The sequence below is a fragment of the Citrobacter sp. Igbk 14 genome (assembly GCF_028069825.1).
Classification (GTDB): Bacteria; Pseudomonadota; Gammaproteobacteria; order Enterobacterales; family Enterobacteriaceae; genus Citrobacter.
Genome location: NZ_JANEWM010000029.1, coordinates 41,126 through 56,100 on the forward strand (window position 1 = coordinate 41,126; position 14,975 = coordinate 56,100).

The 14,975-nt window shown below is 51.0% G+C and carries 14 protein-coding genes; 3 read left to right on the forward strand and 11 right to left on the reverse strand.

The genetic code is table 11. From position 1 onward, the window contains the following. Positions 1-11: 11 nt before the first annotated feature. The 3 genes from NNN64_RS13070 to tehA form a co-directional block, all read right to left on the reverse strand. A complete protein-coding gene (locus NNN64_RS13070; RefSeq protein WP_137381800.1) occupies positions 12-680 on the reverse strand; it encodes a DUF3313 domain-containing protein in 669 nt (222 codons plus the stop codon). Between the two features lie 156 nt (positions 681-836). After that, positions 837-1,433, reverse strand: a complete 597-nt coding sequence (tehB, locus tag NNN64_RS13075) for a tellurite resistance methyltransferase TehB (protein ID WP_271441650.1) — start codon at positions 1,431-1,433, stop codon at positions 837-839. Next, positions 1,433-2,434 (reverse strand): dicarboxylate transporter/tellurite-resistance protein TehA, encoded by a 1,002-nt coding sequence (tehA, locus tag NNN64_RS13080; RefSeq protein ID WP_271441651.1) that lies wholly within the window; start codon positions 2,432-2,434, stop codon positions 1,433-1,435. Before tehA ends, tehB begins: the two co-directional genes overlap by 1 nt. 113 nt (positions 2,435-2,547) lie before the next feature. Between tehA and ydcK the strand changes: the two genes are divergently transcribed. Further along, complete coding sequence (ydcK, locus tag NNN64_RS13085; RefSeq protein ID WP_271441652.1) at positions 2,548-3,528, forward strand: YdcK family protein; 981 nt, start codon at positions 2,548-2,550, stop codon at positions 3,526-3,528. Here the strand turns inward: ydcK and rimL are convergent. Beyond that, positions 3,520-4,065 carry a 50S ribosomal protein L7/L12-serine acetyltransferase gene (gene rimL, locus NNN64_RS13090; protein ID WP_271441653.1) on the reverse strand — a complete coding sequence of 182 codons (546 nt, stop codon included), beginning with the start codon at positions 4,063-4,065 and terminating at the stop codon, positions 3,520-3,522. The two genes, ydcK and rimL, sit on opposite strands and share 9 nt — an antisense overlap. Before the next feature lie 219 nt (positions 4,066-4,284). On the opposite strand from rimL, the gene alr reads away from it, so the two are divergent. Next, on the forward strand, positions 4,285-5,511 hold the full coding sequence (gene alr / locus NNN64_RS13095) for an alanine racemase (RefSeq protein WP_271441654.1): 1,227 nt from the start codon (positions 4,285-4,287) through the stop codon (positions 5,509-5,511). Between the two features lie 66 nt (positions 5,512-5,577). Here alr and NNN64_RS13100 read toward each other — a convergent pair whose 3' ends face one another. The 4 genes from NNN64_RS13100 to NNN64_RS13115 all read right to left on the reverse strand — a co-directional run bounded on the left by NNN64_RS13100 (position 5,578) and on the right by NNN64_RS13115 (position 10,186). Next, positions 5,578-5,802 carry a YdcH family protein gene (locus NNN64_RS13100; RefSeq protein ID WP_003020276.1) on the reverse strand — a complete coding sequence of 75 codons (225 nt, stop codon included), beginning with the start codon at positions 5,800-5,802 and terminating at the stop codon, positions 5,578-5,580. Positions 5,803-5,968: 166 nt separating this feature from the next. Next, entirely contained in the window at positions 5,969-7,624 is a 1,656-nt protein-coding gene (locus NNN64_RS13105) for a glucan biosynthesis protein D (protein WP_271441655.1), read from the reverse strand. A 193-nt stretch (positions 7,625-7,817) separates the two neighbouring features. Beyond that, a complete protein-coding gene (gene hglS, locus NNN64_RS13110; RefSeq protein ID WP_271441656.1) occupies positions 7,818-9,161 on the reverse strand; it encodes a 2-oxoadipate dioxygenase/decarboxylase HglS in 1,344 nt (447 codons plus the stop codon). A gap of 122 nt (positions 9,162-9,283) precedes the next feature. After that, positions 9,284-10,186 (reverse strand): manganese-dependent inorganic pyrophosphatase, encoded by a 903-nt coding sequence (locus NNN64_RS13115; RefSeq protein WP_271441657.1) that lies wholly within the window; start codon positions 10,184-10,186, stop codon positions 9,284-9,286. A 231-nt stretch (positions 10,187-10,417) separates the two neighbouring features. Here NNN64_RS13115 and NNN64_RS13120 point away from each other — a divergent pair, with 231 nt between their 5' ends. Then, on the forward strand, positions 10,418-11,341 hold the full coding sequence (locus NNN64_RS13120) for a LysR substrate-binding domain-containing protein (RefSeq protein WP_271441658.1): 924 nt from the start codon (positions 10,418-10,420) through the stop codon (positions 11,339-11,341). A gap of 36 nt (positions 11,342-11,377) precedes the next feature. Here the strand turns inward: NNN64_RS13120 and NNN64_RS13125 are convergent, their stop codons facing one another. The 3 genes from NNN64_RS13125 to NNN64_RS13135 form a co-directional block, all read right to left on the reverse strand. After that, positions 11,378-13,066: a methyl-accepting chemotaxis protein gene (locus NNN64_RS13125; RefSeq protein WP_271441659.1), complete on the reverse strand. Its 1,689-nt coding sequence runs from the start codon at positions 13,064-13,066 to the stop codon at positions 11,378-11,380. Positions 13,067-13,235: 169 nt separating this feature from the next. After that, positions 13,236-14,354, reverse strand: coding sequence for an S-(hydroxymethyl)glutathione dehydrogenase/class III alcohol dehydrogenase (locus NNN64_RS13130; RefSeq protein ID WP_271441660.1), 1,119 nt, complete (start codon positions 14,352-14,354; stop codon positions 13,236-13,238). Between the two features lie 32 nt (positions 14,355-14,386). Continuing rightward, positions 14,387-14,662, reverse strand: coding sequence for a metal/formaldehyde-sensitive transcriptional repressor (locus tag NNN64_RS13135; protein ID WP_012132328.1), 276 nt, complete (start codon positions 14,660-14,662; stop codon positions 14,387-14,389). Positions 14,663-14,975 lie beyond the last annotated feature (313 nt).

Here is a 14,975-nt window from a genome sequence, read left to right on the forward strand (position 1 = left end):
GTTCTTCATTATTATTTTTTGTTCACATCAAACATGGAGGCATCTGTCGCCATGTCATCAACAACTTTCTTCAACGTTTCGAACGCCATTGGCGTGCTTTCGTTGTTCAGGTCTTTACCTTCACCCTGACGCACAACTTTAATCACAGGTTTATTGGTTGCCGGATCGATCAGCTCACCTTCGAAATAAAGGTGGGTATCCATGGTACGGTGACCCGTCGCCATTTGTGTTCCTGCAACGAGCAACGCAACCGGGATCACTTCATAGAATTGCAGACCTTCTTTACTGGTCGCAACACCGGTGATTGCCCCGCGGAAAATCAGACTGCGTGGCCCTGGCGTTGCCACCAGAGGTTTACGCTTGCTGATGGCCGTTTTCATCTGCGTGTTGGTGTAGTTCAACAGTTGGTCAAGAACCTTCTGTCCTACCTGCGTAGTAGGTTTAGGAACCGGGTAATACGTTATCGGGTTATACACGATACTGTCATATTTGGATTCATTATAGTTCGGGTCAACCCAACGAAGTACCGGTTGTCCCGTTGCTGATTTTGTTTCCTTCAGGTCAGAATAATTTTTTAAAAACCCAGAATATTTATCCGGCTGCGTCACTTTTGACGCACAGCCCGATAATGCCAACAGACCAGTAAGCACTGCAACTTTAAATAAAGTTTGAGTACGCATGAAACGATCCCTTTAGTTTTCGCAATGATGCATAAAAAGGATAGCAAAACAGTTTCATTTTGGATGTACTAAAAATGGTAACGACCGCACAATTTTTTCTCTGCGCTCAGCACAAAAAAATGCTGAACGCAGAAAGAGTTAAGCCAGACGGGATGTTCAGGCAGTTTTACGCGCCAGCATGGTGGCAAAGCGCAGTTTAATGCGGTTGCCATTTTCATCTGTACGATGAAGTTCACCCACGTCTTCATTGTATTTCAGCAGATCCCATCCACTGTAATAGTGACGTAATTCACCTGCTTTAAATGCAAACGGGAAACCAACGGTGCACGGGAAATCCTCGGTATCCATTGCCGCTACGATTAAATTATATCCACCCGGTTTCGTGCAACGTTGCATATTTTCGATAAGCCCTGGGATCGTTTTCGCTTCCAGGAACATCAGCACCACGGTAGACAGAATAAAGTCATATTCGCCATCAAAGCTGAGTGCATTCAGATCTGCGACGTTCGTCTGCAAATTGGTCAACCCTTCAGCCGCTTTGATGCGCTCAAGATTAGCGATGCTCATGGGATTTTTATCCCACGCAGTGACGTCATAGCCGTTTGCCGCCAGATACAGACTGTTACGGCCATTGCCACAGCCCAGATCCAGTGTTTTACCTGGCGGGACAATGTTGGCCGCTTCAACAACCTCGGAATGGGTCCGGGTGAGATCGTATTTTTCAGTAAAGTAGTTTTCGTCGCAAAGGGTCATTATTTATCCTCAGATTTCAGTAATGCAGCACGCTCCGTGCGGATGAGCAGTTTCCCCTGCATCAGCAATGCAAACGTACGTACCAGTAATAACGCAATGATAAAATTGGTAAAAATAAACAGTGGAATTGACAGCGTATGGAAAAATCCCGATTCACTGGCATGTCCCAGATGTAGCCCTGTGGTTGCCAGTGCCGACACACCGAACGAGAAGCTCCAGAAAGACGCATTAAACGGCTGGGACAGATACCACGGCATCAGCCGAAGCATAAACAGCAGTTGCAGCAGGCCATAGCCGAACAGCATTTTCGCCAGCGTATCGCCTTCCCCGCCGTTGACGCTAAGCCATGCGCTACAGGCCACTAACGCGGGTGCCAATTGAATACCCAGCGACGTACGTAATACCGCGGGCAACTCACCAGAACTGCGTAAACGCTGCAGGATCACCGGTTCAAGACTAAGCCAGGAGAAAACCCCTGCCCCTAAAAATACCAGTCCGGCATCGTTATAGCCGAGTGCACCGCAGGCCATCGCGCTGATAAAGTTATTGGCGACGGTTGGCAGATACAACCCCGGCGTGGTTGCCTCCTCGGGATGCGAACCTCGCCACAGGCCTGCCGTTTGCCAGGCCGCGTACGATAGCTGTATCACCACGCCAATGCTAAATAGCCCGACGGCTAACGGGCGAAACCAGGGAACAAAACCAATCGCGACCAGCATTGTGGTTGCCGGAAAAAGGCTGACAAAACTGCTCATCACCGGATGGCGAATTTCTGCCAGCACACTCTGGGGAAAACGGACTAAACGGGTCAGAAAAGCCAACGTTAACAGACCCCAAATAACCATCGCCAGGATGACTAACCCATCGCCAATCCAGTGGCTCACCGACCATACCTGACTGGCATATCGCCAGGCGAATCCCATGCCTATGGTGCCCAGTACCATGCCAAAATAACCGGCCGGAAGATTAAGGACCCGATCACTATGCTTGTTATTACTCATTTTGTTTATTTTTTAAAGTATATTTGAAATGCATTTTATGGAAATTATGGCGATTTAGCCAGTACAGAAAACTTTGCTACGTTTAACTAAGGTGCGCAACACGGAAATGAGCTATGACCAAATACCGTCTGAGCGACGAGCCTCGCTCCTTCAGCTATCAGGATAATGGCAACAAAAGAAGCGTATTACTACGCCAGATAATTGCACTGATTGATTTTAATGATGTTCCGGCTGGCACGCCTGGAGGCTGGATTGATGATGAAGCCGTACTGGCGCAGTGCGGTAATTGCTGGATTTACGATGTGAATGCGATGGCATTTGCGGGGGCAACCATTTCAGGAAATGCCCGTATTACGCAGGCCAGCGTGGTCAGAGAAGGCGCACAGATTGGCGGTGCCGTATGGATAGATCGGGCTGAAATTAGCCATGGCGCACAAATACGTGACAACGTCACCATTCAGGACTCTGTTGTACGTGGCGAGTGTCTTCTGTCGGGTGATGCACGTGTTCTGGGAGGCTCCGAAGTCATCGCCGCCAAAGGGTTAACCCGTGAAAGTGACCAGCCCCTACAAATATATGATCGCGCAACCGTAAACCACTCACGCATTGTGCATCAGGTGCAGATCTATGGCGATGCGACCATTGACTACGCCTTTATTGAACACCGCGCCGAAGTTTTTGATTGTGCTCGCATCGAGGGTAATGAGGAAAATAACGTTTGGATCTGCGATTGTGCGAAGGTATACGGTAACGCCCGCATCATCGCTGGCACCGATGAAGATGCGATACCGACCCTGCGCTATAGCTCACAAGTGGCTGAGCATGCGGTGGTTGAAGGTAACTGTGTCCTGAAACACCATGTGCTGGTCGGGGGGCATGCAAAATTACGCGGCGGGCCACTCTTGCTGGATGGTCACATCCTGATTGAAGGTCACGCCTGTATTCTGGGGGAAGTGCTGATCGAGCATCATATTGAGATAACCGGTCAGGCCCACGTTGAAGCCTTTGATGGCGATGCAATCCATCTGCGCGGGCCAAAAGTTATCAACGGCGAACAGCGTATTACGCGCACCCCCCTCGCCGGTTTATTCTGAAACGCTATCAATGATACGGGCATAGAGATTCACATCGTGATAGCCATCATTGAGAAACTCCGCCTGCTTTAAACATCCTTCCAGCTGAAAACCGTTGCGCAGCGCCACCTGGTTGCTTTCCAGGTTATCCACGCGGCATTTAATAATGAACCGACGGATCTCGCCACGCTGGGCATAATGATGAATCAATGCCTGTAGCGACCGGGACATCATGCCCTGTCCCTGATGACCTTCATCCAACCAGTAGCCGATATAAGCCGCTTTGTTCAACGGTTCTATTTGGTTAAACGAGATAACACCAACCACTTCACCTTGTTTGAAGATAAGGAACATTTTGGCGTAGCCACGCTGGTGCAACATCATATTCCCCTGCACATTCTTACGCGTATCGTCCTCAGATTCGACAAACTGCGGCCAGTTCAGCGACCGCTGGAGCCAAACTTTATTTTTGAGCACCAACTGATGCAAAGGCGTGACGTGTTGTTCTTCCACTGCCCGCAGTTCCAGCGTGTCACTGACGGTAATAATTTCTGACATGTTTATCTCCTTTGCGATTGTAAACGGGGAATTTCTGACTGGCACTAGCCGATATTAATCTGTTTATCGCCGGGGAGGTCATATTTTTATGCTGTCACAGCAATCACTTAGAAACAATCTCTGGTGCGGAAGCCGTTACTCTGGATGTCCGGTTATCCGATGCATGGATAGGCCGTAATGATGACAACAACACTTTCATTCTATTGCTAAGGAGCAAGCATGGCAGCACCTTTGGGTCGTTTAGCACTTATTCCGCTTTTACTGATTACCGCCTGTCACCAACCCGCCCCCACCACGCAAGCGGGTCCTGTCCCCTTTGCCGTAAACAAACAGCAGGTTGTGGATAATACCACGCTGGAAATTTCTCGTAGCGCGCTGGAATATAACATTCATAAAGTTCAGCAACTGCTGGGAGACAAAACCCGGATGTGCGCCATTCTTAAAGGCGATGCGTATGGCCACGATCTCTCACTGGTTACGCCGGTGATGATGCAAAACGGTGTGCAGTGTATTGGCATCGCCAGCAACGAGGAAATTAGCACCGTTCGTCAGTCAGGTTATACATCGCAGCTAATGCGCGTTCGCAACGCAACGGAAAAAGAGATGCGCCAGGCGGCGGATTTTGATACCGAAGAGCTGATTGGTAATCTGGATATGGCTAAACGTCTGAGTGCAATTGCCCTGGAGAAAGGGAAAACGATTCGTATCCATCTCGCTCTGAACTCTGGCGGTGTGTCACGAAACGGTCTGGAAGTCAGCACCGCGTCAGGTCTGGAAGAGGCCCGCGCCATTTCCGCGTTACCCGGTCTGAAAATTGTTGGCATCATGTCGCATTTCCCGGAAGAAGATGCGGCGGTGGTGAAACGCGATCTGGCCCGTTTCAATACGCAATCGGCCCAGGTACTCAACATTACCGGGCTTAAGCGCGAAAATGTCACCCTGCATGTCGCGAATACGTTCGCCACCCTGACCGTCCCTGAATCCTGGCTCGACATGGTGCGTGTTGGCGGTATTTTTTATGGCGATACCATTGCCAGCACCGAATATAAACGCGTCATGACGTTTAAATCCGCAATCGCGTCGGTAAACCATTACCCCAAAGGAAATACCGTCGGGTATGACAGAACCTATACCCTTAAACGTAATTCCGTTCTTGCCAATATTCCGACGGGTTATGCTGATGGATATCGTCGTGTGTTCAGTAACGCGGGGCACGTACTGATCCACGGCCAGCGGGTTCCTGTGCTGGGTAAAACATCCATGAATACCGTGATTGTTGATGTGACCGATCTACCGCAGGTTACATCCGGCGATGAAGTGGTGTTATTCGGAAAACAGGGAAATGCGCAGGTGAGCGCAGAAGAGGTCGAAGAAATTAGCGGCGCGCTGTTCACTGAAATGTCGATCCTCTGGGGGGCGACAAACAAACGTGTGATGGTCGATTAACGCCTGAAACAGGAAGGGCTTCCTTTTCTCGCTGGAAGCCCTTTTACACAGTGAGCACAGTACTATTTAGCTCTCACTGACACTCTCTCTTTGCAAAATTTTGAGCAAATCTTCCTTCAGGTGGAGTTTCTGTTTCTTAAGACGAACAATGTCCAAACTGTATCCCCGACCATCCGAACCTTCCAGTCTGGAAATCTCATGATCAAGGCTGTTGTGTTTTTCGAATAAGGACAGAAAACGAGGATTCTCGGATTTCAGTCGGGAAATAAGGTCTCTATATTCTGGAAACATACTTTCTCCCTGTTAGTGGTAAAGAATGTGTATAAGAAATACACATGATCAGCTTACCCGGTTAGGTCAGGGAAAAATGCGAACAGGATCGAGTAAATAGTGTACAGATTGTTACGGTAGAGGTTTCAGTAATGGCTCCCCGGAAGGAGAGCCATCAGAAGAGCAATTAACGCATTTCCCGGTCGTCAACGTAATGACGTTTATCCGGTGCAGGCGGGAAGTACTGATACAGCCAGGTTTCACTGATAGCATCGCCCTGGCAGCGCAGGAACATGCGCATATCGACCGGGTCGGTTGAATCAGACGTTGGATACCAGTCAAACTGGATTCGGTAGCCGTCGATAGGCTCCACGTAGAGAATTTCAATCTGCTTCGCTTCGCCGCTGGAGAGCGTAATGACCGGTTCAATTCCCTTCGGCGCTGCCGCTTTCAGGTCCCCCCCCACGAAATCAACGGCAAAACGACGTGCCCATTTTTCTGGATAATGTTCGCCCGGAGCCCATCCTTCCGGGAAGCCACCCATACCGGTGCGGGTTGCCATCACACGGGCCAGCGGCGAACGTACCGGTGGTTGTGCGCTCCAGTACAGGCGATATTTGAATTCCAGATCGTCACCGGCTTTGATTGCTTTATCCGGCTGCCAGAAGCAGACGACGTTATCCAACGTTTCACCGGTAGTCGGGATCTCCATTAAACCAATGGTCCCCTTACCCCACTGGTTTCGTGGTTCAACCCACAGGCTTGGCCGCTTGTTGTACCAACCCATGATGTCCTGGTAATGAGAGAAGTCACGATCGAGCTGCAGTAAGCCGAACCCTCGCGGGTTGTTATCGGTGTAGGCATTGAACTGCAGTTTTTGCGGGTTATTCAGCGGACGGCAGATCCACTCACCATTGCCTCGCCACATAGCCAGACGGTCGGAGTCATGAATTTGCGGGTGAATGGTGTCACACATCCGGCGCTCATTGTTACCACAGCTGAACATGCTGGTCATCGGCGCAATGCCGAGTTGCTTGATGTCTTTACGCGCATAGACATGATTTTGCACATCCATGATCACCTGCGTTTTCTCACAGTGGATCACAAACTTAAACGCGCCAGTCACACTTGGGCTATCGAGCAGTGCATAAACAGTAAATGAAGTGGCGCCCGGTTTAACCGTTTCGAACCAGAATGCGGTGAAGTCAGGAAACTCTTCTTTGCTGTCGGTATACGTATCAACCGCCAGACCGCGCGCCGACAAACCGTACTGATAGGTGTCATCTACGGCGCGAAAATAGCTGGCTCCCAGGAAGGACACGACATCACGACGGGCCAGTTCAGGCGCTTTGAACACGCGAAAACCGGCGAAACCGAGGTCAGTTTGCCCTTCCAGCTGTTTGGTATCCACACCGGCATCGTTGTACTTGAAAAGCTCCGGGCGGAAGTGGATCTCACGCGCCATATGCGTACTGTCATCAACCGAGAACATGCGTACGCGGCGACGGAAGCCCATTCCCACATGGAAGAACTGTGCGTCAAGCTGACGATTTTCAACGTTGTTCCACAGTGACTGTTCTGCGTCGTACTGAATACTGTTGTAAGCCTGCGGCGTCAGTTTCGCCAGCGTATCCGGCAATGCGCGCGGCGCACCGCCCCACGGCTTCTGTGCTAAATCATGGGCCATCGACTGCAGAACGGAAAAATCAAAACGTACGGTTTTTCCGTCTGCAATGTCAGACTCTGCCGCATAAGCGGCGCGGGAAAAGAGTGATGCAATACCACTGGTTCCGCACACGGCGGCCACTGCCATTGAACCTTTAATAAATCGTCTGCGATTCATGCCTGAAAGTGAGTCCTTCTGGTCGTGTAAATGGTCCCGCGCCGGTCAAAATCTGCGGCAAGAGAGTGCACATTTCTGACCGCTCACTCTAGACAAAATTCATTAATAATCCAATTGTTGGTCGCCGATTATCTGTACAAAATCGAAAATATTTTATGTCGATGAGAACAGACCGAATCCCGTGTAAATTCCGTTAAAGCAAACCACACCGCCGTTTACTGCGCTCTTCTGCATCCTGATACAACGCAAACTCATCATATACCGCGCAGCCCAGCGCCTGTTCAAAGGCATCGCGGCTGGAATTACCGTGGCTGCGCGCCTGTGTTTCATTACCCAGATTAGACTGGAAAATCCCTGCGGCGCTCACCGGCAAGAAATCTTCGTAGGTGATAGGCTGAGCAACCAGCCAGCCCCGCTCAATGAGCGGTTGTGGATCGTCATCCGGGCGAATAGCCTGGCGATGCGCTTCGCCCGACGGCGTCAGGCGATAACGGAACCAAGCCAGTCCCTGTTGGCGCAGCAGAAACTCGCTGTCCGGGAACGCCTTAAACACGTCCTGAAGATGCAGTTGGTGCGTCAGGTTATCTTTCCCCGTCCCCGCTTTACTCAACAGTTCGTCGTACAACGCCCGGCCCTTTGGCGTCAGCGCCACACCACGTTGCTCGATTTCTCCAAAACGCGCTGTGTGTGTTCCACGCATTTCGCCGGCAAACAACACCGGTTCTTCCAGCGCCTTAAAGCTGGTCTGGCGAAGCAAGATGGGCACCTCACGCCGTGGTGGGCCTTCAATGAGAATTTTCGGTGTAATCCCGCACTCCGGCATCATCGACTGTACCCGATCAATATCCAGCGTGCGCGGCGTCAGGTGGTTGATATGGCACCCAGGAAAACAGACCACATCTGCAATCAGTCGATGTTCGTTATGCAAGGCATGATACGTTTGCTCATCTACGGTGGCGTGTTGATGCCAACGGAACGTTTCCAGTGCTTCATTCACAAACTCCTGGGCTTGTGCGGGTGTGAAACTGCCCTGTGCATCAAACTCATCCAGCAATTCGTGACAACGACGCGTGAAAATATCACGCTTTGCGAGGATGTCCGCTGCCTGCTGGCGCAATACCACGTTCTCGATTAATTCGAGGCGTAATAGTGACGTAAATACCCGAAACGGGTTGCGCGAAAGCGAGGCATCGTCGATGGGACGAAACGCCGTGGAATGGACGGGGACGCCCGCCTGGGAAAGATCATAATAGCTGACCGGATACATGCCCATAATGGCAAACATCCGTCGCAGTGTAGACAACTCCTGCGCAGTACCGACCCGGATAGCCCCATGGCGTTCAACATTGAGCCGTGCCAGTTCATCCGCATTGGCCAGTTTTTCATGCAGCGTCGGATTATTTTCCAGTACCGCCAGATTCACATCAGCGACAAGTTCCAGCAACGTGCCATACTGCGGGACTTCCTGCTGGTACATTGCTGACATTGCCTGCGAAAATTGTTCCCGAATCTCATCTGCCGTGATGGTGTTCGCCATAATGTCATGCCTCCAGTGAATATTACCTGGAGTGTAGAAAACACCGGTGAGTCCGGTGGGAAGAATTTACAAACTGTGATCCCGCATAAATTCCCCCTCCCACCAGGACAGTGAACCGAAACTTACTGACGTGCTTTTAAATGGCTTTCCAGCCATGGCAGCATCTGTTTTTTACGACTGAGCATGCCTTCGACCTTGCAGGGTTGCGGTAACTCTGACAACTCAGAGCCAGCGAACCACAGACTGGTATCGCCAAGATTGATGTCCGTCAGCATCAGTACCACCAGAGCAGCTTGATTTTCCTCAGCATAACGGGTCATCTCCTCGCGGAGATCGTCCAGCACACCGTCAACCTGGCGCAGTGCATACAGCTCGAGTTGCGCCACGCAGACTTTATGCCCATGAATGGTGAACGTTTTAATGTCTTTATGCAGCAGTTCACGGGCACTCATGCCTTCGACGCTGGTTTTGGCCGACAGAAGATCACGGCTGAAAGCGTCCAGATCCACACCCGTTTTTTGGGCCAGAGCCCCCACCGCCTGGCTGTCATCCGGCGTGGTAGTAGGCGAACGAAGCGTGACAGTGTCACTTAAAATAGCCCCCAGTAGCAAAACAGCCTCCGCAGACGACACCTGGCTGCGCTCGTCATCCGTCATCAATTGCCACAACAGCGTCGCACTGCTGCCAACAGGCTTAACCCAAACCTCCGGAGGAAGACGTGTCACTAATCCGCCGAGTCGATGATGGTCGATGATACCGACGACATTGCTCTCAGACAGCGATTCTGGTCCTTGTGTCGGTTCGGTGAAATCTACCACCCAAACATCCAGATCGGTCAGCGGAAACGTGAGTCGTTCGGGCATGTCCAATCCTGCATGCGCAAAGATAAATTGCGTTTCACGGTTAGGTTCCCCCGCACGCCATGCCGTCGCCTGCTGGCCTCGTAACGTAAGCCAGCGAGCTGTCATTGCCGCGGTGCAAATGGCATCGCTATCGGGGTTAAGGTGTCCTATTACATGGATCATTGGTCAGTGCCCTGTGATGATGAATGATGAAAAAGCGAACAATTGTCAGAGTATAACGACTGGCTACATTCCCTTCCATGATCCCACCACGCGGTCACACTGTACAAAACATAAGCAAAATAAATCAGTTGTAAGTAAAAGGCGTTAAATGTTAATAATATTTTGCTATCAAGTTATCAAAAACAAACAACTTCACTTGTCACCGATACGGCTCTGTTTTTAACATCGCTTATGGAAAAAAATGTTCTGTTCAATCAGCGCATTCGCTTGCGCCATCTTCATACTTTTGTCGCCGTTGCCCAACAGGGAACTTTGGGGCGCGCGGCCGAAACCCTTAACCTGAGTCAACCAGCCCTCTCCAAAACGCTGAACGAACTGGAGCAACTGACCGGAACCCGACTCTTTGAACGCGGTCGTCTTGGTGCACAGTTAACCTTGCCCGGCGAACAGTTTCTTACCCATGCGGTAAGAGTGCTTGATGCACTCAACACTGCCGGCCAGGCGTTAAATCATCGTGAAGAGTCGCAGACTGATGTTGTTCGTATTGGTGCCTTGCCAACAGCTGCATTGGGTATTCTGCCTGCAGTAATTGGTCAGTATCACAAGCAGCAAATGGAAACAACGTTGCAGGTTGCCACCATGAGTAATCCCATGATTCTGGCTGGCTTAAAATCCGGGGAGATCGACCTCGGTATTGGCCGTATGGCCGATCCGGAATTGATGGTTGGTCTGAACTACGAACTGTTATTTCTCGAATCGCTCAAGCTGGTTGTGCGACCTAATCACCCGCTGTTGCAAGAGACCATCACACTGAGTCGGGTAATGGAATGGCCTGTCGTGGTGTCCCCCAAAGGGACAGCCCCACGACAGCACGCGGAAGCCTTGCTGCAAAGCCAGGGCTGTAAAATGCCCTCTGGATGTATCGAAACGCTGTCAGCATCGCTTTCCCGGCAACTGACGGTGGATTACGACTATGTTTGGTTTGTGCCTTCAGGCGCAGTGCGGGAAGATTTACGCCAGGCAACGCTGGTGTCATTACCGGTACCTACGCATGGTGCGGGAGAGCCCATTGGGATACTTACCCGCGTGGACGTGCAATTACCCTCCGCAGCGCAAGTCCTCATTGCCGCAATACGCAAAACCGTACCATTCTGAGGTAAAAAATAAGGGACCATTCGGTCCCTTATTTCATTAAAATGTTTCCCAGTTATCACCGCTGGTTCCCGCAGTCTGCGGCAGCGCATGTCCCGAGTTTTTGGCAAATGGCACGCGCTTTACAGCACTGGCACCCTGTAAGCGGAATATACCGACCGCCTCCGTTAAACGCGCAGCCTGTTCTTCCAGGGAGGCCGCTGCAGCCGAGGCTTCTTCGACCAGTGAGGCGTTCTGCTGCGTCACTTTATCCATCTCTGAAATCGCCTGGCTTACCTGCACGATACCCCGGCTCTGTTCATCAGAGGCCGCTGCAATTTCCAGCATAATATCGGTGACACGTTTTACCGCATCGACAATATCCGTCATGGTATTACCCGCAGCCACAACCTCACCGGACCCCTGGTCAATCAACCGCACTGACTCACTGATCAATCCTTCAATCTCTTTCGCTGCCTGGGCGCTGCGGCTTGCCAACGTGCGAACTTCACTGGCGACGACGGCAAATCCACGCCCTTGCTCTCCTGCTCGCGCCGCTTCCACCGCCGCATTCAGCGCCAGAATATTGGTCTGAAAGGCAATGCTATTGATGACAGCGGTAATTTCAGAGATTTTTTTCGAGCTGGTCGAGATATTCCCCATGGTTTTCACCACGCCAGAGACCATCTGCCCACCGCGACTGGCTTTGCCGGAGGCATCTTCCGCCAGTTTACTGGCATGGTGTGCGTTGTCCGCGTTTTGTTTCACCGTAGCAGTCAGTTCTTCCATACTGGCCGCCGTTTGTTCAATCGCCGCGGCCTGTTCTTCGGTACGTGATGACAGATCCGTATTACCCGCCGAGATTTCACTGGTGCCGCGATAGATTTCTTCCGCCCCCTGACGTACCGTGCCTACGGTTTTCTCCAGTGAATGTTGCATCGTCTGAAGATGGCGACTCAGACGACCAATCTCACTGCGCCCGGTTGGTTCATCCTGCATGGTCAGATCGCCCACAGAAATTTGCTCAATACGCTGGGCCGCGCGCAACAGTGGATGAATCACGGTACGACGCAGGACAACAAACGTCATCACGGTTAGCACCAGTGCCAGAATAAATGCACCCAGCATAAAGGCCATGCCGATTTGGGTACGATGGTGGGCCTGCTCGCTGAGCTGGTTGGCTCTTGAAGTACGAATTTCTATGGCCTTCAGCAGCACCTTGTTGTAAGCCGTATCCAGCGGCCTGGCGTGCTCATTTTCATGGTTGATAATCGCTTCAAACATCCCGTTTCTGGCATATTTCAGCATCGGCTGCAGACCGTCGATGTATGCTTTGAAACTGGCGCTCAGTTCAGCGTCTAAGGCTTCGTCCTCCGACGTTTTCACCACGCGAGACATATAGGCAGTGAAACCATCCTGAGATTGCTTAATGCGTTTTTCCGCTTCTGCAATATTGGCCTTCATATCGTCCATTTCAGCAATGCGACTCGCTGCGCCGGCGTGGATCATATTGATACGGGCTGTACGTAGGTGATTAGAACTGTTAGATAACCCCATCCTGACCTGAATCTCATCGGTCACATCGCGCTGATCGCGATCGGCCTGCATAAGAAAATAGCTTGCCAGCCCGGAACTCAAAGCAAACAGCAGAAGGATGCCACCGAGAATGGAGGAAAACAGCGGAACCAGTCTGATTTGATGCAGAAAGCCCAGTTTATTCTGGGCTTGCATCGATATTGTATTGTCCATGACCGTCGACTCTCTTGTAGGGTTTATGCGTGAAAACACGCCCATTAGATAGTCATCGGCAATTCATAAAGTTTGCTTACCGTGAAAAGCGCAAGATTCGTCACACTTTCACAACATCATTCAAAGAAATTCAGGAAAGTGCCAGCGGTAAATTCCGCTGGCCAATGAATCAGTTATCGCCAAAGTGGATAACGGTACGAATGGACTTACCCTGATGCATTAAATCAAACGCTTCGTTGATCTGCTCCAGCGGTAAGCGATGGGTAATAAACGGGTCCAACTGGATTTTCCCGCTCATCGCATCTTCAACCATTCCAGGCAGCTGCGTACGCCCTTTCACACCACCAAACGCCGACCCGCGCCACACGCGTCCGGTTACCAGTTGGAACGGACGGGTTTTTATTTCCTGTCCCGCACCGGCCACACCAATGATGATGCTTTCACCCCATCCTTTATGACAGCATTCCAGCGCCGCACGCATTACATTTACGTTACCAGTGCATTCAAAGCTGAAGTCCACACCACCGTCGGTAAGCTCAACAATCACATCCTGAATCGGTTTATCGTAATCATTCGGGTTGATGAAGTCGGTCGCGCCCATTTCACCCGCCAGCTTGAATTTTTCCGGGTTAGTATCAACCGCCAGAATACGCCCAGCTTTCGCCTGTACTGCCCCCTGGATCACTGCCAGACCAATGCCGCCCAGGCCAAATACGGCCACAGTATCGCCTTCTTTCACTTTCGCCGTGTTATGTACTGCCCCGATCCCGGTGGTTACGCCACAGCCCAGCAGACACACTTTATCCAGCGGCGCTTGCGGGTTAACCTTCGCCAGCGAGATCTCTGCGCAAACGGTGTATTCACTGAAGGTACTGGTACCCATATAGTGATAGATAGGTTCGCCATTATATGAGAAACGCGTAGTGCCATCCGGCATCAGGCCTTTGCCCTGGGTAGCACGTACGGCCTGACACAAGTTAGTTTTGCCAGACTTACAGAACTTACACTCACCACATTCTGCCGTGTACAGCGGGATGACATGGTCACCCGGTTTCAGACTGGTGACGCCCTCACCCACTTCAACCACGATACCCCCGCCTTCATGGCCGAGTACCGCCGGAAACACACCTTCCGGATCGTCGCCAGAGAGCGTAAAAGCGTCAGTATGGCACACGCCTGTGTGGGTAATTTTAACCAGCACTTCACCTTTCTTTGGCGGTGCGACGTCGATTTCGACAATTTTTAACGGCTGACCGGGGCCGAATGCAACTGCTGCACGTGATTTCATTTGTCTCTTCCCATTATTGCGAGGTGATGGTGTTATTTTAGATAAGCGCGCAGAAGATGGCCGATTTCAGCCATGCGCACAGCACGCTGGTCTGGGGTTGTATCCCCGCTGACCAGTTCATCTTTCAGGTGGATCTCAACCATTTCGCCCATCAGGCCATTGGATGCACCGCGCACGGCGGCAATTTGTTGCAGGATTGCCAGACACGGCTCACCGGACTCCAGCGCGCGCTCAAGTGCATCAACCTGGCCGCGGATACGGCGTACACGGGTGAGAATGCGTTTCTTATCTTCAGGTGAATGTGGCATGCGCCCTCCAGATACTATAGGGGGGTATACTATCAGAATTTTTACATAATTGTAAAATATAAGATTTATTTAATATCAGTCGTTTAGATTAAGTTGCTCATCGCTTGCCATTCCACCATCAACAGCACATTGCAGCGCGAGAGCCTCCAGCGACCACTCCGGCACCGTTTACGTGTGATCAGCTAATCCCATAGACTGGACTTAACAGCAAGCACGACGTGAATGCGGTTAGCTATGGAATTTTCGAGAATGAATAATTAAATATAATGCCATACATCTTAACTATTCATTATAAATAAATATTAACAAAACT

Excerpts from the sequence above, each read along its gene's own strand:
- NNN64_RS13070 (WP_137381800.1), bottom strand. The coding sequence starts at position 680 with ATGCGTACTCAAACTTTATTTAAAGTTGCAGTGCTTACTGGTCTGTTG.
- NNN64_RS13135 (WP_012132328.1), bottom strand. The coding sequence starts at position 14,662 with ATGCCACATTCACCTGAAGATAAGAAACGCATTCTCACCCGTGTACGC.
- NNN64_RS13100 (WP_003020276.1), bottom strand. The coding sequence starts at position 5,802 with ATGTTTCCAGAATATAGAGACCTTATTTCCCGACTGAAATCCGAGAAT.
- ydcK (WP_271441652.1), top strand. The coding sequence starts at position 2,548 with ATGACCAAATACCGTCTGAGCGACGAGCCTCGCTCCTTCAGCTATCAG.
- rimL (WP_271441653.1), bottom strand. The coding sequence starts at position 4,065 with ATGTCAGAAATTATTACCGTCAGTGACACGCTGGAACTGCGGGCAGTG.
- alr (WP_271441654.1), top strand. The coding sequence starts at position 4,285 with ATGGCAGCACCTTTGGGTCGTTTAGCACTTATTCCGCTTTTACTGATT.
- hglS (WP_271441656.1), bottom strand. The coding sequence starts at position 9,161 with ATGGCGAACACCATCACGGCAGATGAGATTCGGGAACAATTTTCGCAG.
- NNN64_RS13125 (WP_271441659.1), bottom strand. The coding sequence starts at position 13,066 with ATGGACAATACAATATCGATGCAAGCCCAGAATAAACTGGGCTTTCTG.
- NNN64_RS13115 (WP_271441657.1), bottom strand. The coding sequence starts at position 10,186 with ATGATCCATGTAATAGGACACCTTAACCCCGATAGCGATGCCATTTGC.
- NNN64_RS13130 (WP_271441660.1), bottom strand. The coding sequence starts at position 14,354 with ATGAAATCACGTGCAGCAGTTGCATTCGGCCCCGGTCAGCCGTTAAAA.
- NNN64_RS13120 (WP_271441658.1), top strand. The coding sequence starts at position 10,418 with ATGGAAAAAAATGTTCTGTTCAATCAGCGCATTCGCTTGCGCCATCTT.
- tehB (WP_271441650.1), bottom strand. The coding sequence starts at position 1,433 with ATGACCCTTTGCGACGAAAACTACTTTACTGAAAAATACGATCTCACC.
- tehA (WP_271441651.1), bottom strand. The coding sequence starts at position 2,434 with ATGAGTAATAACAAGCATAGTGATCGGGTCCTTAATCTTCCGGCCGGT.
- NNN64_RS13105 (WP_271441655.1), bottom strand. The coding sequence starts at position 7,624 with ATGAATCGCAGACGATTTATTAAAGGTTCAATGGCAGTGGCCGCCGTG.